Source organism: Amycolatopsis sp. NPDC051373 (assembly GCF_040689465.1).
Classification (GTDB): domain Bacteria; phylum Actinomycetota; class Actinomycetes; order Mycobacteriales; family Pseudonocardiaceae; genus Amycolatopsis.
The window spans coordinates 462952-487756 of record NZ_JBFBAE010000001.1; the positions used below are offsets into that span (position 1 = coordinate 462952).

General features: G+C 67.6%; 25 protein-coding genes. 16 read left to right on the forward strand and 9 right to left on the reverse strand.

Translation table 11 applies throughout. The features are described 5' to 3' along the window. The first annotated feature begins 56 nt into the window (after positions 1-56). Positions 57-509: a very short patch repair endonuclease gene (locus AB0383_RS02275; protein WP_366184606.1), complete on the forward strand. Its 453-nt coding sequence runs from the start codon at positions 57-59 to the stop codon at positions 507-509. A 433-nt stretch (positions 510-942) separates the two neighbouring features. After that, complete coding sequence (locus tag AB0383_RS02280; RefSeq protein ID WP_366184608.1) at positions 943-2373, forward strand: PIN-like domain-containing protein; 1431 nt, start codon at positions 943-945, stop codon at positions 2371-2373. A gap of 872 nt (positions 2374-3245) precedes the next feature. Here AB0383_RS02280 and AB0383_RS02285 read toward each other — a convergent pair. From AB0383_RS02285 to AB0383_RS02295, 3 genes are all read right to left on the reverse strand, one after another. Further along, on the reverse strand, positions 3246-3710 hold the full coding sequence (locus AB0383_RS02285; protein WP_366184610.1) for an FxsA family protein: 465 nt from the start codon (positions 3708-3710) through the stop codon (positions 3246-3248). 49 nt (positions 3711-3759) lie between these two features. Further along, positions 3760-4257, reverse strand: coding sequence for a DNA topology modulation protein FlaR (locus AB0383_RS02290; RefSeq protein ID WP_364169361.1), 498 nt, complete (start codon positions 4255-4257; stop codon positions 3760-3762). 229 nt (positions 4258-4486) lie between these two features. After that, on the reverse strand, positions 4487-4894 hold the full coding sequence (locus AB0383_RS02295) for a DUF3151 domain-containing protein (RefSeq protein ID WP_366184612.1): 408 nt from the start codon (positions 4892-4894) through the stop codon (positions 4487-4489). Between the two features lie 232 nt (positions 4895-5126). Here AB0383_RS02295 and AB0383_RS02300 point away from each other — a divergent pair, with 232 nt between their 5' ends. Then, complete coding sequence (locus AB0383_RS02300) at positions 5127-6320, forward strand: hypothetical protein (RefSeq protein WP_364169364.1); 1194 nt, start codon at positions 5127-5129, stop codon at positions 6318-6320. A gap of 80 nt (positions 6321-6400) precedes the next feature. On the opposite strand, the gene fbaA is transcribed toward AB0383_RS02300, so the two are convergent. Together fbaA and AB0383_RS02310 are read right to left on the reverse strand one after the other, a co-directional pair. Further along, complete coding sequence (gene fbaA, locus AB0383_RS02305; protein WP_364169366.1) at positions 6401-7432, reverse strand: class II fructose-bisphosphate aldolase; 1032 nt, start codon at positions 7430-7432, stop codon at positions 6401-6403. Between the two features lie 113 nt (positions 7433-7545). Beyond that, entirely contained in the window at positions 7546-8367 is an 822-nt protein-coding gene (locus tag AB0383_RS02310; RefSeq protein ID WP_366184615.1) for an LLM class F420-dependent oxidoreductase, read from the reverse strand. Between the two features lie 61 nt (positions 8368-8428). Between AB0383_RS02310 and AB0383_RS02315 the strand changes: the two genes are divergently transcribed. Then, positions 8429-9343, forward strand: a complete 915-nt coding sequence (locus tag AB0383_RS02315; RefSeq protein ID WP_366184617.1) for an aldo/keto reductase — start codon at positions 8429-8431, stop codon at positions 9341-9343. Here the strand turns inward: AB0383_RS02315 and AB0383_RS02320 are convergent. Further along, positions 9340-9999 carry a maleylpyruvate isomerase N-terminal domain-containing protein gene (locus AB0383_RS02320; protein ID WP_366184619.1) on the reverse strand — a complete coding sequence of 220 codons (660 nt, stop codon included), beginning with the start codon at positions 9997-9999 and terminating at the stop codon, positions 9340-9342. The two genes, AB0383_RS02315 and AB0383_RS02320, sit on opposite strands and share 4 nt — an antisense overlap. A 90-nt stretch (positions 10000-10089) precedes the next feature. Between AB0383_RS02320 and AB0383_RS02325 the strand changes: the two genes are divergently transcribed. The 5 genes from AB0383_RS02325 (at position 10090) to AB0383_RS02345 (ending at position 14915) form a co-directional block, all read left to right on the forward strand. After that, positions 10090-10977 carry an SDR family oxidoreductase gene (locus AB0383_RS02325; protein WP_366184621.1) on the forward strand — a complete coding sequence of 296 codons (888 nt, stop codon included), beginning with the start codon at positions 10090-10092 and terminating at the stop codon, positions 10975-10977. 23 nt (positions 10978-11000) lie between these two features. After that, positions 11001-11474, forward strand: coding sequence for a pyridoxamine 5'-phosphate oxidase family protein (locus AB0383_RS02330; RefSeq protein ID WP_366184623.1), 474 nt, complete (start codon positions 11001-11003; stop codon positions 11472-11474). 81 nt (positions 11475-11555) lie between these two features. Then, positions 11556-13028, forward strand: coding sequence for an NAD(P)/FAD-dependent oxidoreductase (locus tag AB0383_RS02335; RefSeq protein WP_366184625.1), 1473 nt, complete (start codon positions 11556-11558; stop codon positions 13026-13028). A 32-nt stretch (positions 13029-13060) separates the two neighbouring features. Further along, a complete protein-coding gene (locus AB0383_RS02340) occupies positions 13061-13897 on the forward strand; it encodes a metal-dependent hydrolase (RefSeq protein WP_366184891.1) in 837 nt (278 codons plus the stop codon). A 10-nt stretch (positions 13898-13907) separates the two neighbouring features. Then, positions 13908-14915: a PDR/VanB family oxidoreductase gene (locus AB0383_RS02345; protein ID WP_366184627.1), complete on the forward strand. Its 1008-nt coding sequence runs from the start codon at positions 13908-13910 to the stop codon at positions 14913-14915. Positions 14916-14918: 3 nt separating this feature from the next. On the opposite strand, the gene AB0383_RS02350 is transcribed toward AB0383_RS02345, so the two are convergent. Further along, the gene (locus tag AB0383_RS02350) at positions 14919-15200 is read right to left on the reverse strand and encodes a YciI family protein (RefSeq protein ID WP_360585867.1); all 282 of its coding nucleotides are present in this window, start codon (positions 15198-15200) and stop codon (positions 14919-14921) included. Between the two features lie 170 nt (positions 15201-15370). Here AB0383_RS02350 and AB0383_RS02355 point away from each other — a divergent pair, with 170 nt between their 5' ends. The 4 genes from AB0383_RS02355 to AB0383_RS02370 all read left to right on the forward strand — a co-directional run bounded on the left by AB0383_RS02355 (position 15371) and on the right by AB0383_RS02370 (position 18452). After that, positions 15371-15946: a SigE family RNA polymerase sigma factor gene (locus AB0383_RS02355; RefSeq protein ID WP_285971557.1), complete on the forward strand. Its 576-nt coding sequence runs from the start codon at positions 15371-15373 to the stop codon at positions 15944-15946. A 59-nt stretch (positions 15947-16005) separates the two neighbouring features. Then, positions 16006-17196: an N-acetylglucosamine-6-phosphate deacetylase gene (gene nagA / locus AB0383_RS02360; protein ID WP_364170700.1), complete on the forward strand. Its 1191-nt coding sequence runs from the start codon at positions 16006-16008 to the stop codon at positions 17194-17196. Between the two features lie 39 nt (positions 17197-17235). Next, positions 17236-17661, forward strand: coding sequence for a hypothetical protein (locus AB0383_RS02365; protein WP_366184630.1), 426 nt, complete (start codon positions 17236-17238; stop codon positions 17659-17661). Positions 17662-17738: 77 nt separating this feature from the next. Continuing rightward, positions 17739-18452, forward strand: coding sequence for a VTT domain-containing protein (locus AB0383_RS02370; protein ID WP_354865376.1), 714 nt, complete (start codon positions 17739-17741; stop codon positions 18450-18452). 60 nt (positions 18453-18512) lie between these two features. Here AB0383_RS02370 and AB0383_RS02375 read toward each other — a convergent pair whose 3' ends face one another. Together AB0383_RS02375 and AB0383_RS02380 are read right to left on the reverse strand one after the other, a co-directional pair. Continuing rightward, on the reverse strand, positions 18513-19907 hold the full coding sequence (locus AB0383_RS02375) for an FAD-linked oxidase C-terminal domain-containing protein (protein ID WP_366184632.1): 1395 nt from the start codon (positions 19905-19907) through the stop codon (positions 18513-18515). Positions 19908-20013: 106 nt separating this feature from the next. Next, entirely contained in the window at positions 20014-20439 is a 426-nt protein-coding gene (locus AB0383_RS02380) for a PPOX class F420-dependent oxidoreductase (RefSeq protein WP_364169401.1), read from the reverse strand. Positions 20440-20694: 255 nt separating this feature from the next. On the opposite strand from AB0383_RS02380, the gene AB0383_RS02385 reads away from it, so the two are divergent. Genes AB0383_RS02385 through AB0383_RS02395 form a run of 3 tightly spaced genes read left to right on the forward strand, consistent with a single transcriptional unit; the run spans position 20695 to position 24666 of the window. Further along, the gene (locus AB0383_RS02385; protein WP_364169404.1) at positions 20695-21219 is read left to right on the forward strand and encodes a MarR family transcriptional regulator; all 525 of its coding nucleotides are present in this window, start codon (positions 20695-20697) and stop codon (positions 21217-21219) included. 7 nt (positions 21220-21226) lie between these two features. Beyond that, positions 21227-23845 carry an MFS transporter gene (locus tag AB0383_RS02390; protein WP_364169406.1) on the forward strand — a complete coding sequence of 873 codons (2619 nt, stop codon included), beginning with the start codon at positions 21227-21229 and terminating at the stop codon, positions 23843-23845. Then, positions 23842-24666 carry a YceI family protein gene (locus tag AB0383_RS02395; protein WP_366184635.1) on the forward strand — a complete coding sequence of 275 codons (825 nt, stop codon included), beginning with the start codon at positions 23842-23844 and terminating at the stop codon, positions 24664-24666. Before AB0383_RS02390 ends, AB0383_RS02395 begins: the two co-directional genes overlap by 4 nt. Positions 24667-24805: the final 139 nt, after the last annotated feature.

Genomic DNA, 24805 nt, shown 5'->3' on the forward strand with positions numbered 1-24805 from the left:
GGACGTGAAACGGTATCTTTCCCCATGGCTTGAGGCCCACGACGAGAGGGATAGGTGTGCCGGGCAAGGACGCGCGTGAGCAGGCGCATGCGAAGGGCCTCTACCCTGCGCCCGCGAACAAAGGCCGATCCCGGAACATGCAGGCCAATCGCCGGACTGACACCAAACCGGAGATTGCGCTCCGCAAGGAGCTCCACCGGCTGGGCTACCGTTACCGCAAAGATCTGCCGCTCGTTCTTGACAGCGGAGTGAGAGTCCGCCCAGACATCGTGTTCACCGCGAGGAAGATCGCTGTCTTCGTCGATGGCTGCTTCTGGCACGTGTGCCCCGAGCACGGCCGGCAGCCCACCAGCAACGAGTGGTACTGGACGCCGAAGCTTCGTCGCAACGTGGCCCGTGACGAGCTCGTCACGGGGGCCTTGGTCGAGTGCGGGTGGCAAGTGGTGCGTATCTGGGAGCACGTTCCGCTGCCCGAAGCAGTGGCTGCGGTTACTCGCGCGATGGACTAGGTGGAACATGTGTTCGACCCTAGCTGCAGTCACCGACAAAAACGGAGACCAGTGGGTTCGCCACGCCGATCGCTTCACCGGCTGGGTCATGGGTCTTCTTCCCCGCCGGCTTCGTCGAGGCTTCAATCTGAGGATGGGATGGTGCTCGATGCTCGAACTCGGACTTCTCGACGGAAGGTCTGAGGAGTATCAAGTTCCTTGCCGTACGCGATGGACGACTTGAGTGGCTGCGTCGATCGGCTAGTTGTGCGTGCTAGCGCTGTCGCGTTGCGTAGTGGGGAGGGTGAGGGTTGGGCTGCTCAGTTGGCGCCGCAGGCCAGGTCGCGGTGCAACGGCGGCCTGAGTCACGAGGCACAGCAACTACTCGGGGCCCAAGTCGACCTCACTTGACAGGATGGTTAGTCGGTAGCTCTCACACGACCTGGAGCTGGAGATGAGTGACCCATTGCTGGTCGAGCGGTTCGCGGCGTGGCTCAAGCCGCAGCCTTCGCCCAGCGACGAGGAGCGTGCTGGCTTTTTCCGGGACGGGCTTATCGTCCTGGACACGAATGTGCTGCTCAGCCTCTACGAGTACACCGAGACTTCTCGGGAGGAGGTGCTGTCAGCACTAGGGCGGACACAGGGACGGCTGTGGATGCCGTACCAGGTCGGTCTCGAGTTTGTCCGCGGCCGACGAAGCACCCTGGACTCGCGAATGCGTGCTCTAGGCGATGCTGCTAAACAGGTCAATCAGAAACTCATGGCTGCACGCCGGGCCATTGTGGAAGCGAAAGTGGTTGTGCGTGCGCATATTGAGAAGTTCTCCAGGGCACCCGAGGCAATCGCCGAACTTGAAAGCGTGGTTGCTGAGAAAGGCATCGACGAACAGCTAGCTCTCTACCGGCGTGAATTCAAGCGTCACTTGGATCTGCTGAAGTCAGATCATGACCTTGAGCTAGGGTCCGCAGATGCAGAAGACCCGATTTTGGCTCGTGTCGCGCAACTATATGGTGACGCTATCGGCGAAAAGCCCGAAGATAGTGTTCTTAGGGAGCGGGTCGAGGAAGCTGCTACCTTCCGTTTTCCGAATAAGATTCCTCCTGGCTATGCTGACTCCGGCAAGGGGACTCAGCTGAGGTCCGCCGGAGACTTCCTGATATGGGAAGAGCTAGTAGCGCACGTTAGTGGCCTGTCAAACTTGGGAAAAAGAATACTGTTTGTGTCTAATGATACAAAAGAAGACTGGTATGACCCCGGCCTAAATTTGCGGGAATCGCAGCCCTGGCCAAGCCTTATCGACGAGATGAAGCGGCGCGGTAAGGGTGAACTGAGAATCGAGACTCCACTGGGGTTTTATGGCGGAATACGAGAGTACCTAGACGCCGAGCTTGCTGAAAATACCTACGCCGAGATCGGGCGTGTTTCCGAGGATATCGGAAATAGAGTATCCGAGCCTCAGATGGCGATTACGGAGGAAGTTGCGCCCCACGTCGAACCGCCGGAAGGCCTGGCGATCAGCGCATTTCATTCGGTCGGACTTGTTTCCGCAACTGTACGTGCCGCTGTGGAGTCGACTTCTGCCCGCTGGGCAGTATTTCGGTGGTGGCTTATCGGGGCGACGGCACAACTTGAGAGGCGCGCTGTGGAAGTTTGGGAGCCTGGGGTGGAAATTCAGGCGGCCGTCAGGGGGAAAGAAGCGCCGTCAGCGGGCTGGCAGCCTGGATCAGTGTTGCCTGTAGGTGAATGGCTTCATCGGAGCGACTCTTGGATCGCACTATGGTTTCTTGATTTGCTGGCAAACGTTCCGCCAGTGGACCGGGATGTGCTATGCGGTTTGGCGGCACAGCAAGCCCAAGTTAACCTGCACGCCAAAGCTGGCAACTAGGGTCGTTTTATGGCAGATCGTAGATTTTTAGAATAGTAAGTCCGACAATTTTGCTTCGAATATGAATGGGTGATCTGTTATGGCAAAAGCGGATCAAGAAGATTTCAAAGTCTGGAAGCGACTGGAGCCAGGTGTGCAATTTGCTGTAGGGGAGCTGGTGTTGGCTCTGAGAGAAGCGGACAAGTCGCCGGTGGCGGCAATTAACGCGTACTTGATAGCGAAACGTTCATTGGCTCGTTCCATGGAGGCGCTGATCAGGTCCCAGCTATCGCAGTCCTCGTTGGACGCATTTCAAGATCTTCGATCTCGCATCAGTGAGCGGTTGCAAACTTAGATTTGCTGAAATTGTGCCAGGTAGGTTTTTAAAGGTTCCGTACGGTACAAAGGCTAACCATAGGTTGTTCGCGGTACTTTGCGAAGAAATAGGATCACCTGTTGACAGTTCTCGGCTTCGTGCTGTCAATGGCGACGACGTTCACACGGAGAGACGCATCAGGGAGCTTCGGGAGCTTGGATTGGAGCTTATCTCCTCCAAAAAAAATGGCAATCAGTACTATACGCTGACTTCGCTGGATCTTGATGGTGAAAAAATTCGCGGCCTTGTTGTAAAATCGATCAAGAAGTCCAGGTCACTGACGGTTAATGAAAAGAAGTTGTTGATTGATCGACTTTACTAGTGTGGTGAAAATCTGTTGTACTGTACTATCTGCGCGGATGGTTGGTCGAGCTCGGGCGCTAATGAGTATAGATCTGGGGGCTGCCCGCCGCTACCGAGGAGCGGCTAGCGAATCCTTCAGATAACCATCTGAAGGGCGGCATTTTTCTTAGTACGGGGGTGTGCAACGCGGCAGCGTTGAGCAAGCCGGCAAGGACTAACCCTCGACGATGCGTCCCTCGATCACGGGGTGGGTCGTCGGCCGGGGATCCTCGGCCACAACCTCGCTGTCCACCACCATCACCGGGCCGCGGCGGGTGTTCGCGTACCGGATCGCGCGCTTCTCAGCCCGACGCAGCCACCAGCGGCGCACGAGCGCGCGTGACGGCGGCAGCAGGACGAACAACCCCAACAGGTCGCTGACAAACCCAGGCACCATGATCAGGATGCCGCCCACGGCGATGAGCATGCCGTCGGTCAGTTCTTTGTCGGCGGGGCGGCCGGATTGGGCCTTGGTGACGAAGGCGCGCATCGCCTTGGCGCCCTCGAGGCGGGCGAGCCAGGAGCCCACGAAGGCGCCCGCGATGAGCAGCGCGATCGTGCCGAGGACGCCCACCAGGGAGCCCACGGCCCAGATCGCGGCGACCTCGGCGATGACGTAGAGCAGGAACGCGACAGCCATACCTTCTCAACGAACGAGGTGTCCGGTTTTCTCCCGACCCGCAAGACGGCTAGACCGACAGCAGGAAAGCCGCGACGTCCGCGCGGGTGCGCAGCAGGTGGTGGCAGGCCTGCGGCGCGTCCGCGGCCACCGATGCCAAGACGCGGCTGCGGTGGGTACGCGGCCAGTTCCAGATCCAGCTGACGAACTCGAGGTCGAGCTTCGAGACGCAGCCGGGGGCCTGGGTGTCGCGGCCGCGTTCGCGCAGGTGGCGCAGCAGGACGCGGCGCAGGCTGGTCGTTCGGCCGACGTCGAGGAAAACGACGGTGTCGGCCAGCGGCAGGCGTAGGTCGAAACCGGAGCTGTAGTTGCCCTCGATGACCCAGCCGTCCGTGGCGACGGCGGCGGCCTGCGCGGCGCGGAACTCCTCAGGCGGTGCCGGCACCCAGCCGGGGCGCCAATACAGCTGGTCCAGGTGGGTGACGGGCATGTCCAGTACCGCGCCCAGGCGGCGAGCGAGGGTGGATTTGCCGCTGCCGGCGGGGCCGAGGATGAGGACACGACGCACGCGTCCACCCTAGAGAAGCCGGCAGCACCATTCCGATCGCGATGGGTGGCAATGGCTTACCCCGACCGTTTTGTCTTCCCCGCAAGAACGCTGTTGATTATTTGAAAGCCGGCACAGGCCCAGAAAGTCGACACTCTGGCCCACATTCGAGAACACCCGAAGGCACGCCGCGAAGGGCTCCGCGCGCAATGGCGAAGCAGCCCTTCGCAGCAGTGTCAGGCCAAAACCGTCACTTCAGCCCCGCCTCACCCGCGGCCGGGTCGGACTCGTTGAGGAAGGTCTTCACGCGGTCGTACTCGTCGGTCTCGCCGATGCGCCCGGCGGCGATGCCGAGGGCGGCCAACGCGCGCAGGAAGCCCTGGTTGGGGCGGTGCGACCACGGCACCGGGCCGAAGCCCTTCCAGCCGGCGCGGCGGAGCTGGTCGAGGCCGCGGTGGTAGCCCGTGCGGGCGTAGGCGTAGGCCGCGACGGTCTCGCCGTCCGAGAGGGCATTCTCGGCGAGGGCGGCCCACGCGGCGCTGAATTCGGGGTGTTCGGCGGCGACGGCCGACGGGTCGGTGCCCGCGTCCAGGGCGGCCTGGGCGGCGGTGTGCTCGGGCAGCAACGTCGGCTCGGGGCCAAGCAGGTTGTGCGTCATACCGACATTCTGCCTACGCCCGCGCGGACTCAGAGGAACAGGCTCGTCAGCACGCCTCCGCCGGCCAGCACGAGGGCGGCGACGACGACTGCGGCGACAACTCGTTTCGGCATCATGGCGCGACACCCTGCCGTGAAAAAGACCGCCGAGGCAAATCCGCCACCCGTAGGGGTGAACCCTGGTTTTCGAGCGGTTTGCCACCTTCCGCACCACCGCTGCCCGCGGGCCGGGAATGATAACGGCCATGACGCAGGTAGACGTGATCCCGCGGAGCCCGGTCGGGAAGACCCGGCTGTTCTTCCAGCGGCACTGGCACCGCGGGGCGGCCGGCCGGCCGACGCCCGCGTGGGTGCTGCGGTTCTGCTACGGGATGTGGCTGGCGGCGTTCGGGTTCAAGCTGGTGGGCTCGTCGTGGGACATGTCGTGGCACTTCATGTGGCTGCGCGACGACCTGGCGCCCCCGCACCTGATCAACACCGTCGGCACGGTGATCATCATCGTGCTCGTCGCGATCCACAGCTACACGGGCCTGGGCTGCGACAAACCGTCGCTGCGGCTGATGCAGACAGGTCTCGTGGTGTTCCTCGTCGCGGCGCCGCTGGACGTGATCAACCACCGCGTGAACGGCCTCGACCTCACCGCGTGGAGCCCGTCGCACATGATGCTGTACCTCGGCACGGGCATCATGCAGGCCGGCGTCCTGCTCGGCTGGGTGCGCCTCGCGCCGCCGGGGCGCTTCCGGACGGGTGTGCTGCTGGCGCTGTGGGCATTCTTCCTGGAGAACACGTTTTTCCCCAACGGCCAGCAGGAGTACGGCATCCTCGGCCTGCGCGCGTGGGAGCGCGGGGCGCCGGAGGCGGAGCCTTCGCTGCTGAGCTTTGCCGCGAACCAGATCGGGCATCCGGTGGACCGGACGGCGATCTTGCACTTCACGATGCCGATCCCGGAGTGGGTCTATCCGCTGTGGGGCATCGCCGTCACCGCGCTCATCCTCGCCCTCGCCCGCCACACGCTGCGGTTCCGCTGGGCGGGGCTGGCCGTGGCCGGTGCTTATGTGGCCTACCGGTGCGTGATGTGGCCGCTGCTGCTGGGGCTGGGTTTTCCGGTGTCGACGGTGCCGTTCTACCTGCTGGCAGTCGGCCTCGCCGTGGACCTCGCGGTGACGATCGGCGCGGGTCACCGCGTCGCGACGGCCGCGATCGGGGCGCTGCTGGTGACGGCGTTCGGGTACGGGGCGCTGTGGGTGCAGTCGCAGTTCCGGGTGTGGTTCCTGGGTGACGCGCACACGGAGTCGGCGCCGCCGGTGGCGTACTGGACTGTGGCGGTGGCTTTGGTCGGTGTGTTCGTCCTGTGGGCGGGCGCCGGGCCGGTCACGCGCCGCTGGATCGCGCGGCGGAAGGTGACCCCCGAGAAACTGGTCGCCTAGCCAGAGCAAAAAACGGCCCTTCCCCCGAGACGCCGGGGGAAGGGCCGTTTCATGTGTTACCAACCTCAGTCGAACAGGACTTACTTGACCTTCGTCCCGGCCGAGCCCAGCGCCTGGCAAGCCTCGACCACACGAGCCGCCATGCCACCCTCGGCGGCCTTCAGGTACGAACGCGGGTCGTAGACCTTCTTGTTGCCCACCTCGCCGTCGATCTTCAGCACGCCGTCGTAGTTCTTGAAGAAGTGGTCGACGATCGGGCGCGTGAACGCGTACTGGGTGTCCGTGTCGACGTTCATCTTGACGACGCCGTAGGTCACCGCCTCGCGGATCTCCTCCGGGAGGGAGCCGGAGCCGCCGTGGAAGACGAGTTCGAAGGGCTTGGCGCCGGCGTCGAGGCCGAGCTTCTTGGCGGCCGCTTCCTGGCCGCCCTTCAGCACGTCGGGGCGGAGCTTGACGTTGCCCGGCTTGTAGACGCCGTGGACGTTGCCGAAGGTCGCTGCCAGCAGATAGCGGCCGTTCTCGCCCGAGCCGAGGGCGTCGATGGTCTTCAGGAAGTCGCCTTCGGCCGTGTAGAGCTTCTCGTTGATGTCGTGCGCGACGCCGTCTTCCTCCCCGCCGACGACGCCGATCTCGACCTCGAGGATGATGTGCGCGGCCGCGGTCTTGGCCAGCAGTTCGGTAGCGATCTCGAGGTTCTCGTCGAGGTCGATCGCGGAGCCGTCCCACATGTGGGACTGGAAGAGCGGGTTCTGGCCGTTCTTCACGCGCTCGGCCGAGATCTCGATCAGCGGGCGGACGAAGCCGTCGAGCTTGTCCTTCGGGCAGTGGTCCGTGTGGAGCGCGACGTTGACGTCGTACTTGGCAGCCACGACCTGTGCGAACTCGGCCAGCGCGGTCGCGCCGGTGACCATGTCCTTCACCTTCTGCCCGGACGCGAACTCCGCGCCGCCGGTGGAGAACTGGATGATCCCGTCGCTCTCCGCCTCGGCGAACCCGCGGATCGCGGCGTTCACGGTCTCCGACGAGGTCACGTTGATGGCCGGGTAGGCGAACTCGTTCGCCTTGGCCCGGTCGAGCATCTCCGCGTAGACCTCGGGGGTGGCGATGGGCATCGTTTCCTCCTCGGAACTGACTGTCTTCTCAGCCGCATCGTACGAGGTGGACCGGCCGCGTGGGCCGGTCCACCTCATTAGGGACGCCTATGGACATCCTCACGTGGAACGATTCAGAACAACTCGGCCGCCAGCGCCCGGTATGCCGGGAACGGGTCTTCGTTCAGGACCTGGACGTTCACGTGGTCAGCGCCCGCGTCGAGGTGCGCGCGCACGCCCGCCGCGATGGCCGGGGCGTCGCCGTGCAGGACCAGGGCGTCGACGAGGCGGTCGCTGCCCTCGCCGGCGAGGTCTTCCTCCGTGAACCCGAGCTTGCGCAGGTTGGCCGTGTAGTTGGACAGCTGCAGGTAGAACTGCACGGTCTTGCGGCCGAGCGCCCGCGCGCGCTCCGGGTCCGTGTCGAACACGACCTTGTGCTCGGGGGCGAGCAGCGGGCCCGAGCCGAGGATCTCGCGGGCGGAGCGCGTGTGCTCCGGGATGGTCAGGTACGGGTGCGCGCCGGCCGTGCGGTCGCCCGCCAGCTTCAGCACCTTCGGGCCCAGCGCGGCCAGCGCGCGGGACGCCTGGGGGACGCCCGCCGTGTCGAGGCCATCGAGATATTCAACGAGGGCGGCGTAGGGCTTTTTGTACTCCTGCGTCGCCTCCGGGTGGCCCGCGCCGACGCCGAGGAGGAAGCGGCCCGGGTGCTTCGCCTCGATGCGGTGGAACGCCTTCGCGATGGACGCGGGCGTGTCCGCCCAGATGTTGACGATGCCGGTCGCGACGGCGAGGTGATCGGTCGCGTCGAGCAGTTCCTCGGCGATCGCCAGGTCGCCGCCCGGCGAACCGCCCAGCCACACCGCGCCGTAGCCGAGCCTCTCCACCTCCGCCGCGAACTCGCCGTTCGTCTGCGTGGCACTACGCCAAATGCCGACCCTGCCCAGTTCGATAGCCATAAACCTTCCCAACACCCGATGCCCGGCGGATTCTTCCGGGTCTGAAGGCTAGTTTCGTGGCATGACCAAGCTCGGCAACTCGGACCTCGACGTATACGGCCTCAACCTCGGCTGCAACGTCTTCAACTTCACCGCGGACGAAGAGACTTCCCACGCGGTCCTCGAAGCCTACGCTTCAGCCGGCGGCAACTTCCTCGACACCGCCGACGTGTACGGCGGTGGCGGTGGTTCGGAGACGATCATCGGCAACTGGCTGACCAAGCGCGGCCGCCGCGACGACATCGTGGTCGCCACGAAGGTCGGCGCGTGGGAGCAGCGCAAGGGCCTGTCGGCGGCCAACATCACGGCCGCGGCCGAGGATTCGTTGCGGCGCCTGCAAACCGACCACATCGACCTGTACTACGCACACAAGGACGACCAGGACACTCCGCTCGAAGAGACGCTGTCGGCCTTCGACTCCCTCGTGCGCGCTGGCAAGGTCCGCTACATCGCGGCGTCGAACTACTCGGCCGAGCGGTTGACCGAGGCACTGTCCATTTCGGACCGTGAGGGCTACGCGCGGTACGTGGCCCTGCAGCCGCACTACAACCTGGTGGAGCGGGACTACGAGACCCACCTCGCGCCGACGGTCTCGCGCGAGGGGCTTTCGACGTTGCCGTATTTCGCTCTGGCCAAGGGTTTCCTCACCGGCAAGTACCGCTCGGCCGACGAGCCGGGCGACTCCCCGCGCGCCCCGAGGGCCATCGCGTACCTCGACGACCGCGGCGAGCGCGTGCTGGCGGCGCTGGACTCGATCGCCTCGGCGCACGGCGCGTCCGTCGCCTCGGTGGCGCTGGCCTGGTTGCGCGTGCAGCCGACGGTCGCCGCCCCCATCGCGAGCGCGCGCACGCCGGAGCAGCTGACGGATCTCGTGGCATCGGTGGCGCTGGAGCTGACGGGTGCCGAGGTCGAGGCGCTGAACAAGGCGTCGGTCTAGAACGCGCTGATGTTCCGCGCCCGTTCGCGGCGGGTCAGGGTGCCGACGACGGCGCCCTGACCGTGCCGGCGGACGGCGAGCCGGGACAGCAACGTGAGTACTGGCGTGAAGGCCGCGTCGGGGAAGTCCGGCGCCGGCAGGTCGACGCTCGCGGCGAGATCGGCGGAGTGGACGACCAGCTCCAGCAGTCGGGTGTGCAGGAAGTCGTTGCGGCGCAACGACCAGCCCTGCCACGGAATGTCCACCCGCTCCGCCGCCTCGCCGCGCAAGAGCTGCGCGACCGCGGCGAGATCGGCGTCGTACCGCGACAGCATCCAGTCGAAGCCCAGGGCGGCCTCGGCGTCGTCGGTGGTGCGGTCGTTGGCTTGGTCGGTGAGCGACGTCGAGGTGACCCAGGCGGCCCGCGCGTAGTGCTCGTCGACCGCGGCGAGCACCGGCAGGGTCGACGGGGCCGCGAGGAGCTCGGCCGCGCGTGTCACCTGGCGGGCGAGGTGGCAGGCCAGCGCGCCCACCGACAGCTCCGGCAACGCGCTGGGTTCGGCCCAGCGCTCGCGCACAACATCGAGTCGCAACAGCGTCGAACAGACCGCCGCGGCGTCGAGAAACGACTGGTCGAGATCCCCACGCGAGCACCATCCATGGTCGAATCCTGCCACCCACCGCAACCTACCGAGAAGTAGCTTACCCCGGGTAGGTTGCGGTACCGTCCCCTTCACTAGCGGAAACGCGCGCCAAGGAGGGCACCAGTGGTCAAGAACGTGGACGGCAAGGTCGTGCTGATCACCGGGGCCGCGCGGGGCATCGGGGCCGGGCTGGCGGAGCGGCTGGCCGCACGCGGGGCCAAGGTCGCGCTGGTCGGCCTGGAGGCGGACGAGCAGGCGAAGGTCGCCGAGAAGATCGGGCCGAACGCCAAGGCGTGGGAAGCCGACGTGACCAGCTGGGACGACCTCGAAGCGGCCACCCAGGGCGTCGTGGAGCACTTCGGCGGGATCGACATCGTCATCGCCAACGCGGGGATCGCCACGGCCGGCTTCGTGCGGAGCGTGGACCCCAAGGCGTTCGAGAAGGTCATCGAGGTCGACCTGCTCGGCGTGTGGCGCACGTTCCGCGTGACGCTGCCCCACGTGATCGAGCGGCGCGGCTACCTGCTGGCGATCTCGTCGCTGGCCGCGATCACACACGCGCCCGGCATGGCGAACTACGCGGCGGCCAAGGCGGGCGTCGAGGCGTTCTCCAACAGCCTGCGGGCGGAAGTCGCGCACCTCGGGGTGAAGGTCGGCGTCGCGCACCCCACGTGGATCCGCACGGACCTGGTCGAAAGCGCCGACGCGCACCCGGTGTTCGGGAAGCTGCGGGCGTCGATGCCGGGGCTGATCGGGAAGACGTACCCGCTCGACGTGGCGCTCGACGACCTCGAGGCGGGCATCCTCAAGCGCGCGCGGACGATCCACGTGCCACGCTGGGTCGGCGGCCTCAAGCTGCTGCGCGCGTTCCTGCCGCCGATCGTCGAGCTCGGCGCGCGGGCCCGCGTGCCGGCGGCGGACAAGGCCGCGCTGGACGACATCGAGCAGCGCGGCGCGTACGAGTCGGCGGTGACCGGCCACGGCGGCCGGGCTGCGACCCGACCCGAATAGATCACAGCCGAATAGGAGCGCGCATGTCCCGCCGCGACCAGATCCGCATGACGCCCGAGGAGATCCGGGCCTACCTCGACGAGCAGAAGGTCATCAACGTCGCCACGGTCGGGCCGAACAACCGGCCCCACCTGGCGCCACTGTGGTACTTCCCGCACGAGGACGGCGTCGCGACGTGGACGTACGGCAGCTCGCAGAAGGCCAAGAACCTGCGCCGCCTGCCGGAGGCCACGGTGCTCGTCGAGAGTGGCGATTCCTACGAGAAGCTGCGCGGCGTCTCCCTCGAGGCCGACGTGCAGATCATCGAGGACACCGACGAGGTCACCCGCATGGGCATCACGCTCATGCAGCGCTACGCGGGCGCCAAGCCGGGTGACCCCGTGCCCGCCGAGCTCGGCGAGTTCATCGGCCGCCAGGCCCCGAAGCGCATCGGCCTGATCTTCCACTCGACGAAGGTCGTCTCGTGGGACCACACGAAACTCGGCGGAGCGTACTAACGGGTAGCAGGTACTTTCGAGTAACTGTTACTTGAGGTAACGTCATCTGTGGCAGACCCCCAGCGCAGCGGAGGCCGACAGATGACCGAGCGGTTCAAGGTCGTGATCGTGGGCACCGGGTTCTCCGGGCTCGGGCAGGCGATCCAGCTCGAAAAGGCCGGCATCCGGGACTACGTGATCCTGGAGAAGGCCGACGAAGTGGGCGGCACCTGGCGGGACAACTCGTACCCCGGGTGCGCCTGCGACGTCCAGTCGCACATGTACTCGTTCTCCTACGAGCAGAACCCCGACTGGTCGCGGTCGTTCTCGCCGCAGCCGGAGATCTTCGGCTACCTCAAGGGCGTCGCGGACAAGTACCGGCTGCGCGAGCGGATCCGGTTCGGCGTGGAGATCACCGGGGCCCACTGGGACGCGGGCGAGCGCCGCTGGAGTGTCGAGACCAAGAGCGGCGACGAGTTCTCCGCGCAGTTCCTGGTTTCCGGGGTCGGCGGGCTGCACATCCCGTCGATTCCGAAGCTGCCGGGCATCGAGAAGTTCAAGGGCCAGACGTGGCACTCGGCGCAGTGGAACCACGAGTTCGACCTGCGCGGCAAGAAGGTCGCGGTGATCGGCACGGGGGCGAGCGCGATCCAGTTCGTGCCGCAGATCGCGCCGGAGGTGGCTGAGCTGACGCTCTTCCAGCGCACACCGCCGTGGATCATGCCGAAGCCCGACCACGCGATGCCCGGCTGGGCGAAGCAGCTGTTCCGCTACGTGCCGGGCACGCAACGCCTGTACCGCAACGCGTTGTACTGGCTGCTCGAAGCGCGCGCCATCGGCTTCAACGGGCACCCGAAGCTCATGCACGCGGCCGAATCCATCGCGCGCCGCCACATCGCGAAGGGCATCAGCGACCCGAAGCTGCGCCGCAAGGTGACGCCGGACTACACGATGGGCTGCAAGCGCGTGCTCATCTCCAACGACTACTACCCCGCCCTCGACCGCGGAGGCGTCGACGTGGTCACCGACGGCGTCCGCGAAGTGCGCGAGAACAGCGTGGTCGACGAAGCCGGGGTGGAGCACGAGGTCGACGCGATCATCTACGGCACCGGCTTCCACGTCACGGATGCGTTGGAGTACCTCGACATCACGGGCGTCGAAGGCCGCGGCCTCGCGAAAACCTGGGCCACGGACGGGATCCGCACGCACAAGGGCATCACCGTCGCCGGGTTCCCGAACCTGTTCTTCCTGCTCGGCCCGAACACCGCGCTGGGCCACAACTCCGTGGTGTTCATGATCGAGTCGCAGTCGCGCTACGTCGTCGACGCGATCAGGCTCGCCGACTCCCACGGCGCCGCCGCGCTCGACGTGCGCCCGTCCGTGCAGGACCAGTTCCAGGCCGAGATCCAGGACAAGCTGGTGAAGGGCGTTTGGACGCAGGGCGGCTGCACGAGCTGGTACCTCGACGCCAAGGGCGCGAACCGCACGATCTGGCCCGGTTTCACGTGGAAGTACTGGCTCGAGACGCGCCGGGTGGAGCCGAGCGACTACGAGCTGTCCGGGCGGGCCTCGTGAACCCGGCGAATCCCGTCGAGCACGAACAGATCATGCTGCACGCGCGCGACGTCAAGTTCGACTGGGCCACGCTGCCGATGCACTGGATCCCCGGCGAACCGCAGGCCACGCACAGCATCAACGTGCTGCACATCGCCCTGCCCGAAGGCGAACGCTGGTTCGTCGAGGTCTTCAAGCAGGCCGTGCCGCTGATCCGCGACGAGCGGCTGAAGGAGGACGTCCTCGGCTTCACCGGCCAGGAGGCCATGCACGCCGAGGCCCACGACGGCGTTGCGGAGCACCTCGAAGCCGCGGGCCTGCACGTGCGGCCGTACGTCGCGCAGATGGAGTGGCTGTTCCGCCGGCTGCTGGGAGATCGTCCTGGCGCCGGTGAGGAATGGCTTGTCGAACGGCTCGCGCTGATCGCCGCGATCGAGCACTACACCGCGTTCCTCGGCCAGTGGGTGCTCGACGCGAAGGCGCTCGACGACGCCGGTTCCGACCCGACGATGCTCGACCTGCTGCGCTGGCACGGCGCGGAGGAAGTCGAGCACCGGTCCGTGGCCTACGACCTGTTCTGCCACCTCGACGGCCGCTACTCGCGCCGCGTGCGCAGCATGGCCGTGGTGACGCCGGCGCTGGCGTGGGTTTTCGCGCGGGGCACCAAGTTCCTCATGCGCAACGACCCGACGCGGCCGGGGCGAGCGTCCTGGCGCGCGTACCTGAAGGCCGCGAAGCGCGGTGTTGCACCTTCGCCGCGCGAGCTGCTGCGCGAGATCCGGCCGTACTTCCGGCGCTCGTACCACCCGACGGAGACCGGCAACACCGACCAGGCCGTGGCGTACCTGGCGAGCTCACCGGCGGCCCGGGCGGCCGACGCACCGAAGTGACCGCACCGCGATGACCGCACCGGAATTCCCGCCGCGGCTCGACGGCACGGGCCGCCGCGACTGGCTGATGTCCACTTTGGTCGGCGTCGGCGCGGCCTACCGCCGGCTCGCCCGGTACTCCGGCCGGCGCCGCCTGCCCGTGCAGGCGGTGGACCGGACGTTGCCGCTGGTCGTGACCACCGTCCGGCCGGAAGCCGACGAAGTGGTGTCCCTGCGCCTCGCGCGGCCCGAGGGTGAGCCATTGCCGAGCTGGCGGCCGGGCGCGCACCTCGACCTCACCCTGCCGTCGGGACTCGTCCGGCAGTACTCGCTCTGCGGCGACCCCGGCGACCTCTCGCACTACCGCGTGGCCGTCCGGCGGATCGGTGCGGCCTCGGGTGAGGTCCACGCGCTCGAACCCGGTACCAAGGTGGACGTGCGCGGCCCGCGCAACGCGTTCCCGTTCGTCGCGGCGGACTCGTACGTCTTCATCGCCGGCGGCATCGGCATCACGCCGATCCTGCCGATGGTCCGCGCGGCCGACGCCCGCGGAGCCGGTTGGCGGCTCGTCTGCACGGGACGCAGCCGCGAGTCGATGCCGTTTGTGGAAGAACTTTCGGATTTGCCCGGGGATCGCGTGTGGTTCCGTCCGGACACCGAGTACGGCATTCCGGCCTCGGGCGCGGAGTTGCTGGAGGGCGTCCCCGACGGCGCCTCGGTCTACTGCTGCGGGCCGACGCCGATGATCACCGGCGTCCGCGTGGACCTCGAGCTCACCGGCGCCAGGGCCGTGTACTTCGAACGTTTCTCGACCCCGCCGATCATCGGCGGGCGGCCGTACACCGTGGTCCTGCGCCGCAGCGGCCACACGCTCGCCGTGCCGGCCGACCGTTCGACGCTCGACGTCGTGCGCGAAGTGCTGCCTGACGTGGCGTTCTCCTGCCGCCAGGGCTTCTGCGGCACGTGCGCCGTGGCGACCCCGGACGGCGGGCCGGTGCGGATCTGCGTGGACCGCGGACCCGCCGTCCTGGAGCTCTAGGTGCTACGCCTGCGGGACCCAAGCGCCGAGCACCGGCTTGTACTCCCGGATCGAGCGATCGGCGACCACGCCTTCGAGCTGGTACGGGTCCTTGCCGATCAGTTCCTCGAGGGCCGCCTCGTCCTCGGCCTGCCACAGGACCAGACCACCGGAGCCGTCGGCGAGCGGTCCCGCGACGGCCACGCGGCCGTCGGCGGAGTGCTGGCTCAACCACTCACGGTGACGGGGCCGGACGTCGGCCACCTTCTCCTGCACGTAACGGATTTCGACCAGGTACCAGGCCATGTGGATCTCCCGGGTGGGTGCGTTGGTGACGCTGCCGACGCTACTGGGCAACACCCTGTGGTCCCAGCATCCGACCAGTGGCGGGACAGAGCTCACCCGATACGCTAGGGCTGCGTCAGCAGCTCGGCGCAGGGGCACCACAGGGGTCGAGAACAGGCAGGCAGGGGTACATGCTGGAGGGCAACGCGGAACGCAGTGTCGAGGCGACCCTCGGGCACCTGCGGACCATGGACGGGCCGGTGCCGCCGCAGCAGCCGGCCGCACCGCTGACCCTGGAGGACCTGTACCGCCAGCACCGGATGCGGCTCGTGCGGCTGGCGATCCTGCTGGTCGACGAGCCGGCGACGGCCGAGGACGTGGTGCAGGAGGCGTTCACCGGTCTGCACCGCAACTGGGGCCGGCTGCGCGATGCTGCCGCGGCCGTCGGATACCTGCGCACGGCCGTGGTCAATGGCTCGCGCAGCGTGCTGCGGCGGCGGAAAACCGCGCGTGAATACGTGCCTCCGCACGCCGTGAACGCGCGTTCCGCGGAGAGTCTCGCGATGCTGTCGAGCGAGCACCAAGCCGTGGTCAGCGCCCTTTCGAAGCTCCCGCCGCGCCAGCGCGAGGTGCTGGTGCTCCGGTACTACGGGGGGCTGTCCGAGGCCGAGATCTCCGAGGCCGCGGGCATCTCTAAGGGTACCGTTAAGTCGACCGCCAGCCGGGCGCTGGAGGCCCTGCAGAAGGCGATGCAGACCCCACAGTGACCCGGGTGGACCAATCGCGATCACCGAGTTGCGTAGCCATGTCTGGTCCAGACCAATATATGCTGGAGGGCGTGAAGCACGCCGGAGACTTCGTCATCACGGGCGGCCGGGTCGTCGCCCCGGACCGCGTACTCGACGACGGCTGGCTCGCCGTCTCCGACGGGCGCATCGCCGCGGTCGGCACGGGGACGCCGCCGGGCGGCCCCGACACCGAGGTCGTCGACGTGGGCGGAGCACTCGTGGTGCCCGGGTTCGTCGACACCCACTGCCACGGCGGGGGCGGCGCTTCGTTCTCCACACTGGACCCCGACGAGATCCTCACGGCGGTGCGCGCGCACCGCCGCCACGGCACCACGACCACGCTCGCGAGCCTGGTCTCGGACCCGATCGACCTGCTGACCGAGCAGATCGCGGCCCTGCGCGAGCTCGTGCAGGACGGTGAGCTCGCCGGCATCCACCTCGAAGGCCCGTTCATCTCACGCGCCCGCTGCGGCGCGCACGATCCTGACACGCTGCGTGAACCGGACACCGGCACCGTCGAGAAGCTGCTGCGCGCGGGCGCCGGCGCGATCCGCATGGTCACGCTCGCGCCGGAGCTCAACGGTGGGGTGAAGGCCGTGCGCCAGCTCGCCGAATCGGGTGTGACGGCCGCGATCGGGCACACCGACGGCCTCGCCGAGCAACTCGTGCCGGCCATCGACGCGGGCGCCACCGTGGCGACGCACCTGTTCAACGGCATGCGCCCCCTGCACCACCGCGAACCGGGCCCGGTCGGTGTGCTGCTGGACGACGAGCGCGTGACGGTCGAGCTCATCTGCGACCTCGTGCACCTGCACCCGACCGTGGTCCGCCTGGCCGCTTCGCACGCGGGCCGCGGCCGGACCGTACTGATCACCGACGCCATGTCGGCCACCGACGCCGCCGACGGCCGCTACACGCTGGGCCGACTCGAGGTCGACGTGCACGACGGCGTGGCGACGCTGGACAACGGATCACTGGCCGGCAGCACGTTGACGATGGACAACGCCTTCCGCAACCTCGTGAAGGGTGCCAAACTCGGTGTCCTCGACGCCGTCCGGGCGACCTCCGGCCGGCCCGCCGAGCTGCTGGGCATCGCCGACCGCACCGGTTCGCTGCGGCCGGGCCTCGCCGCCGACGTCGTGATCCTCGACGACGACCTGCGGCCGGTCCGGGTGCTGCGCCGGGGCGAGTGGGTCGCCGAGGCCGGCCGGGCTACCTTGAGCACGTAAGCGACTACGCGGGCCGCCCGCGGGGAAGTACGGAGAGGGATGAGCGAGCCGAAGGACCCGGAGCGACTGCTCGCCGACGCCCTGCGCGCCCAGGCCGTGTTCGCCCCGCACACCAGCTCGCAGCCCCCGGCGTCTTCCGGCTCCCCGGACTCCACGGGCTCCCCGGACTCCACGGGCTCCGCCGGCGCGACCGGCCCCACCGAGGAGCTCCCACCCCGTTACGGCCTGCTCTCCGGCGCGGGGGCCGACTCCCTCGAACGCGAACGCGCGGCCCTGGACGACGCCTCCGGCCAACGGACGACGCCGGTCTCTTCGGGAGTTCAGCCCGTTCCCGCACCGGATCCGGCGACGGTCCGCCAGGTCGCGCCCGGCCCCGCGCCGCTGCCCGCGCACTGGGTGCTGCTGCTGGCTCTCCTGCTGGGCTTGGCCGCGGGCTCGGTCATCGGACTGCTCACCCTCGTCTGACAATTCCGGAAAACCCCCACTACCTGCGGTGGTTCTCCCTGTGAAGGCACTCAGCGTCACCCTGTACCGTTTTCGGTGTGATTCTCGCCCAGAGCACAGTGACGACCATGTCCATCCTGCCGTCCTGGCTGGACCCGGAGCAGCTGCTGTCCGGCCTGACCGTGCCGGTCATCGCGGTGCTCTGCCTGATCATCTTCATCGAGAGCAGCATCTTCCCGGTGCTGCCGGGCGACTCGCTGCTGTTCACAGCGGGCCTGTTCATCGCCAACGGCACGCTGCAGGCGCCCCTGTGGGTGGTGTGCGTGCTGGTGACGGTGGCGGCGCTGCTCGGCAACGTCTGCGGGTACTACATCGGGTACTTCGTCGGCCCGAAGCTGTTCAACCGGCCCGATTCGAAGTTCTTCAAGAAGGAGTACGTCGACAAGACTCACGCCTTCCTCGACCACCACGGGCCCAAGGCCGTGGTGCTGGCGCGGTTCGTGCCGTTCGTGCGGACGTTCATCACCTGGATCGCCGGCATCGGCCGCATGGACCCGAAGCGGTACTTCACCTACACGGTGCTGGGCGGCATCGCCTGGGCCGCGGGCATCACTGTGCTGGGCTCGCTGCTGGGCAACATCGGTTTCATCCGCGACAACGTCGACGCCATCTTCGTGCTGATCGTGCTCGTGTCCGTGGTTCCGATCCTGCTCGAGTACCTCAAGAGCCGCCGCGAGAAGAAGGCCCGCGTGGGTGCGCCGGAAGAAAACGCCGCCGAGGTCACCCAGCGGATCCCGCGCGTGCGCGACTGACCGAAACGCGGAAAACGGCGCCGGCCCCGAGCAAGGGACCGGCGCCGTTTTCGTGAAACCTCAGTCCGTCATCGAGAACATCGACCCCGGGTTGAACAGGTTTTCCGGGTCCAGTGCCTGCTTGATCTGCCGGTGCACCCGCATCCCGACGGGCCCGATCTCGCGCGCAAGCCAGTCGCGCTTGATCTTGCCGACGCCGTGCTCGCCGGTCACCGTGCCGCCGAGCGAGAGGCCGATCTCCAGGATGTCGTCGAACGCCTGCCGCGCCCGGACGAACTCGTCCTCGTTGTCGGGCGCGTAGACGATCGTCGGATGCATGTTGCCGTCGCCGGCGTGGCCGACCACGGCGATCTTCAGCCCCACCTTCTCACTCACCTGCTCGCAGCCGCGGATCAGCTCGGCGATACGGGTGCGCGGCACGCTGACATCGTCGGTGAGCCAGATGCCGTAGGTTTCCAGCGCGGTCAGGACCACTCGCCGGGCCTGCAGCAGCATCTTGCCCTCTTCGAGGTCGTCGGTGGCGTAGACCAGGTCGGCGCCGCAGTCGGCGCAGATCTGCTCCAACACGGCGAGCTCGCGCAACGCGGCCTCGCCGCCGACGTCGGACTGCGCCAGCAGCAGCGCCTGGCAATCGGAACCCGCGCCGAGGTCGGTCTTGAGGTAGGTCTCCGACGCCTTGATCGACGCCGCGTCCATGATCTCCAGCAGCGACGGCACGAGTCCCTCGCGCACGACCCGCGCCACGGCCTCGCCCGCCGCCTCCGTGGTGCTGAAGCCCGCGACGAGCGTCGCCGGCGCCTGCGGCAGCGGGCGCAACGCCACGGTGGCCTGCGTGATCACGCCGAGCGTGCCCTCGCTGCCGATGAACAGCTTCGTCAGGTCGTAACCCGCCACGCCCTTCACAGTGCGGCGGCCGGTCTTGAGCAGCGACCCGTCGGCCAGCACGACCTCGAGGCCGAGCACGGAGTCGGTGGTCACGCCGTACTTCACGCAGCACAGGCCGCCGGCGTTGGTGGAGAGGTTGCCGCCGATCGTGCACCAGTCGTAGCTCGACGGGTCGGGTGGATAGAACAGGCCGTGCTTCTCCACGGTGTTGCGGAAGTCGAGGTTGACCACGCCGGGCTGCACCACGGCGAGGCGGTTGGCGGGGTCGATCTCCACGATCTCGTCGAGCTTGGTCAGCACGAGCACCACGCAGCCGTCGATGGCGTTGGCCGCACCGGACAGGCCGCTGCCCGCCCCGCGCGGCACGACGGGCACCTTCGCTTCGGCGCACGCCTTGACCACGGCCTGCACCCCCGCGGTGTCCGCGGGCAGCACCACGGCCAGCGGTTTCCCGGACGGCGCGAGCGGCATCATGTCGCGCGAGTAGCTCGCGGTCACGTCGGCGTCGGTGAGCACGGCCTCCTTGCCGAGCTCGTCGCGGAGTCGCTGCAGGAGGGCGTCAGTGCTCATGCTTCATCGTAGGCACAAATATCTCCGCAGTGCGGAATAGAATTTCCAGATTTCAGCCGGATGGCGACTTGCCCGGCGCCATCCGGCTGCGCATCCAGCCGACCTGTCAGCGCACCAGGCCGTAGACCCGGTCGACGTTGATCGTCAGCACCAGCCGCTGGTCCGCGACCATCGCCTCGCGGTACTCGTCCCAGTCGGGGTGCTCACCGCCGACCTTGCGGTAGAGGTCGATGAGCGCCTCCACCGTCGCGTCGTCCTTGGCCGTGGCGACCGGCGTCAGCACGGCTTTGCCCTCCGCCACCGCGTACGACCAGCCGTTCTCGCTGCCCACGTGGTAGCTCACGCGCGCGTCGCGGCGCATGTTCTTCGTCTTCGCCCGTGTCTCGGTGATCGACACGAGGATCTTGCGCTCGGCGGCGTCGAAGTGGTGGCTCACGGTGGACAGCTGGGGCCGGCCGTCGCGCTTGAGCGTGGCCAGCACGCCGTTGCGGCGGGAGCCGATGAGGTCGTACAGCGGTGTGTCGTCGGTCATAGCTTTTTCAACCCGTCACATTCCGTCTTGTTCCCTCGTCAAGTTCCAGAGCCCTGACCTGGGCCTTCGGACTCGGGAGAAAACGGACGAACACCCTCCGGTGAATATCTGCTTGCATGCAACAACTAAAGTGTGATGCGACACAACCGGGGTCCGCGAGCTTGCGCGAAGCACGGATCAGGCACACTCTTGCTAAAGGCAACTAGTTGCAGCCGCCAAACAACGGTTCGTTTCACCGCGAGAAAGATCGACCGAATGGCACCGAACAGCGCCGCCACCCGGCCCAAGGACAGGCTCGACCTGGCCGACCAGCTCGGACACGAGCTGGTCCGTTTCATGCGCCTGATCACCAAGGCGAAGTCGCAGGTCTCCAAGCAGGGTCCGGACGGCATCGAGCGGGCCGCGTACGCGATCCTCTTCTGCCTCATCCACGAGGGGCCGCAGCGCACCAGCAAGCTCGCCGAGTTCCTGCACTCCGAGATCTCCACCATCAGCAGGCAGTCGAGCGCGCTCGTGCAGCACGGACTGGTGGAACGTCAAGCCGACCCCGAAGACGGCCGCGCCTGCTTGCTCGCGCCCACCGCCGAAGGCCTGCGGGTCTTCGACGAGAACCGCAAGCAGCGCAACCTCTGGCTCGCCGACGTGCTCGGCGACTGGACCCAGGAGGATCGCGAGACCCTCAACGAGCTGTTCGGGCGGCTCAACACCGGTATCGAGAACAACTTTCCAGACATGACCGACTCCGCGCCGGCGGACTCGGTGCACTCCAAGGGGGCCTAGCAACCACATGACCACCATCGAGAAACAACCTCAGCAGCGGGGGGGCGCACCCGTCCTCGACGCGTCGGGTGTGCCGCGGCTGAGCCACCGCCAGATCGTCACGATCCTGAGCGGACTCATGTGCGGCATGTTCCTCGCCGCACTGGACCAGACGATCGTGGGTACCTCGATCGTCAAGATCGCCAACGACCTGCACGGCTTCGACCTTCAGGCGTGGGCCACCACGGCGTACCTGATCACGTCGACGATCGTCACGCCGATCTACGGCAAGCTGTCGGACATCTACGGCCGCAAGCCGTTCTACCTGGCCGCGATCTCGATCTTCGTCGCCGGTTCGCTGGCTTCGACGTTCTCGCAGTCGATGTACGAGCTCGCCGCGTTCCGCGCGGTGCAGGGTCTCGGCGCCGGTGGCCTGATGTCACTGGCCATGACCATCATCGGTGACGTGGTGCCGCCGCGCGAACGCCCGCGGTACCAGGGCTACATCCTCGCCGTCTTCGGTCTGTCCACTGTGCTCGGTCCGGTGCTCGGCGGGTTCTTCGCCGGGTTCGACACGCTCGGCGGCATCTCCGGCTGGCGCTGGGTCTTCCTGATCAACGTGCCGATCGGCATCGTCGCGCTGTTCGTGGTCGCCAAGGTGCTGAACGTGCCGCACGTGCCACAGAAGCACAAGATCGACTGGTGGGGCGCGCTTTCGCTCGTCGTGGCGGTGGTGCCGTTCCTGATCGTCGCGGAACAGGGCCAGACCTGGGGCTGGGGCGACGGCAAGGCGATCCTCTGCTACGCCGTCGGCGCGATCGGCATCATCTCGTTCATCGTGGTCGAGAAGCTGATGAAGGACGCCGCGCTGATCCCGTTGCGGCTGTTCAAGAACTCGACGTTCACCGTCGCGATCATCGGTGGTGTCATCGTCGGTGTCGCCATGTTCGGCGCGATCACGATGATCCCGCAGTTCATGCAGGTCGTTCAGGGCTACACGCCGACCGAGTCAGGTCTGCTGATGCTGCCGCTGATGGGCGGCCTGATGCTGAGCTCGATCGGCTCCGGCCGGATCATGTCGAAGACCGGGCGCTACAAGATCTTCCCGATCGTCGGCACCCTGCTCATCGCCGGCGGCGCGTTCTTCTTCGCGCAGGTCAAGTACGACTCGCCGCTGTGGCACCCGCTGGTGGCCGCGGCCATCATCGGCCTCGGTCTCGGCCAGTGCATGCAGACGCTGGTCATCGCGGTGCAGAACGCCGGCCCGCGCAGTGACATGGGCGCCTCCACGGCAGCGGCCACGTTCTTCCGCCAGATCGGTGGTACGGCCGGTGTCGCGGTGTTCCTCACGATTCTGTTCAACGTGCTGCCGGGCAACATCACCAAGGCGTTCGGCGGCAACCCGCCGGCCGGTGCCGGTGCGCAGCTGGCCGACATCCAGACCAACACCAGCGTGATCCAGACGCTGCCGGACGCGCTGAAGACCCCGATCCTCGTCGGCTTCACCGAGTCGATCACCACGGTCTTCTACGTCGCCGGCGCGGTCGCACTGCTGGCCACGATCGTGCTGTGCTTCCTGAAGGAGATCCCGCTCGCGGGCATGAACCCGGCCGCCGCGGCGGTGGAAGGTGGCGAGGCACTGCTCGAGGAGAGCGAGACGCCGACGGACATCGTCGACCAGGCGGCCAAGCCGGGCTCGCTCTTCGAAGAACAGCCGCGAGAACCCGTTCTCGTCGGCGCAGGGGGAAGGCACTCGATGAACGGCAACGGTCACGGCGACCCGCAGGCGATTTCGGGCTCACTGCCCATGCCGATCACCAACTCGGCCGCGGGTGCGGGCATCGACGTGCCGCTGGGCGCGGGCGGTCCCCCGGTGACCGGGCACGTGCGCCGGCAGGACGGCAGCCACGTCGGTGCCGCCGCGCTGACGCTGATCGACCAGCAGGGCCGTCAGGTGGCGCGGGCGACCGGCAACGGCGACGGCAGCTACTCCGTGCCGACGCAGGGCCCGGGCACCTACGTGCTGATCGTGGCCGCTCCCGGCCACCAGCCGCAGGCCTCCAGCGTGGTGGTCGGCGGCGGGCCGGCGAAGCTCGACGTGACGCTCACCGGCTCGGGCGAGCTGACCGGTGTCGTGCGGTCCGTGGGGATCGGTTCCCCGCTGGCCAACGCCACCGTGACACTCACCGACTCGCGCGGCGAGGTCAACGGCGCGTTCATCACGGCCGACGATGGCGTCTACACCTTCAGTGGTGTCGGTGCCGGGCAGTACACGCTGGTCGCGAGCGGCCCGCACTACCGCCCGGTGGCGGTCACCCTGACCGTGCCCGACAGCGGCGTGCTGCGCCACGACGTCGAGCTGGCCGGCGCCGTGCTGATGCAGGGCATCGCGCGAACCGAGGGCGACCGGATCGTGCCGGACGCGCGGATCACCGTGCTCGACGCGAACGGCAACGTCGCGGCGGTCGCGCGCACGGATGGTGAAGGCCGCTACGTGGTGAGCGACCTGCCGGTGGGCTCGTACACGGTGGTGGCGAGCGGTTACCCGCCGGCCACCAGCCAGGTGAGCCTCACCGACGGCGAGGCCGAGCACGACGTGCGCCTGAGCTACGACCAGGCTCTCGACGAGCTGGTCGACCGCTCATGAGCGGGGGCCTGCGCGCACAGCTCCGCGCCAATGCGGGCTGGCCGGTCGAGAACGCCGTGCTCACGGTGACCGACCTCAACGGCCGTCAGATCGCGCGCCAGGTCACGGACGCGAAGGGGGCGGTGGCGACCGATCCGCTGCCCCCGGGCGTCTACACCGCCGTGATCACGGCGCCCGGGTACACGCCGATGGCTCGCACCGTGCAGGTCGGCTCCGACGGCGCCGGGCTGCTCGGCGACATCGCCCTGGCCCCCGTGGCCGAGGCCGTGGAGCTGCCGCCGCCCGGTCCGTGGACGATCGACCCGGTCCACACGTCGGTGGTCGCGACCGCGCGCCACATGGGCATCGCCAGCATCAAGGTGCGGTTCCCCGACGTCGGCGGACGCATCGACATCCGCCGCCCGGTGGAGCGTTCGACGGTGTTCGCCGAGATCAAGGCGGGCAGCATCGAGACCGGCATCAAAATGCGCGACGACCACCTGCGTTCGGCCGAGTTCCTCGACGTGGAGGCCTTTCCGCTGATCACGTTCGAGAGCACGGGCATTTCGCAGCGCGGCACGGACACCTGGGCGCTGCTGGGCGAGCTCACCCTGCACGGCGAACGCCGTCAGGTCGAGCTCGACCTGCGCTACCAGGGCCACGGCCCGGACCCGTGGGGCGGCGTGCGCGCCGCGTTCCACGCCGAGACCCAGCTGCACCGCAACGATTTCGCGATCAACTACAGCGCGATGGTCCGCGCGGGCGTCGCCGCGATCGGCACCACGGTCAAGGTGGAGCTGGACATCGAAGCGGTGCAAGGCGAGTCCCTGCCGCAGTTCTAGACGTTTTGTTCGATTCGGGCCGCCCGGGAACTGTCCCGGGCGGCCCGTTCGTTTGAGCCGTTGGTGAACGCGCAGTTCATTCCAGGAATACCGAAAGTGACCGGAAGGCTGGATTCGATGGTTCCTTCTTTCCGTCGGT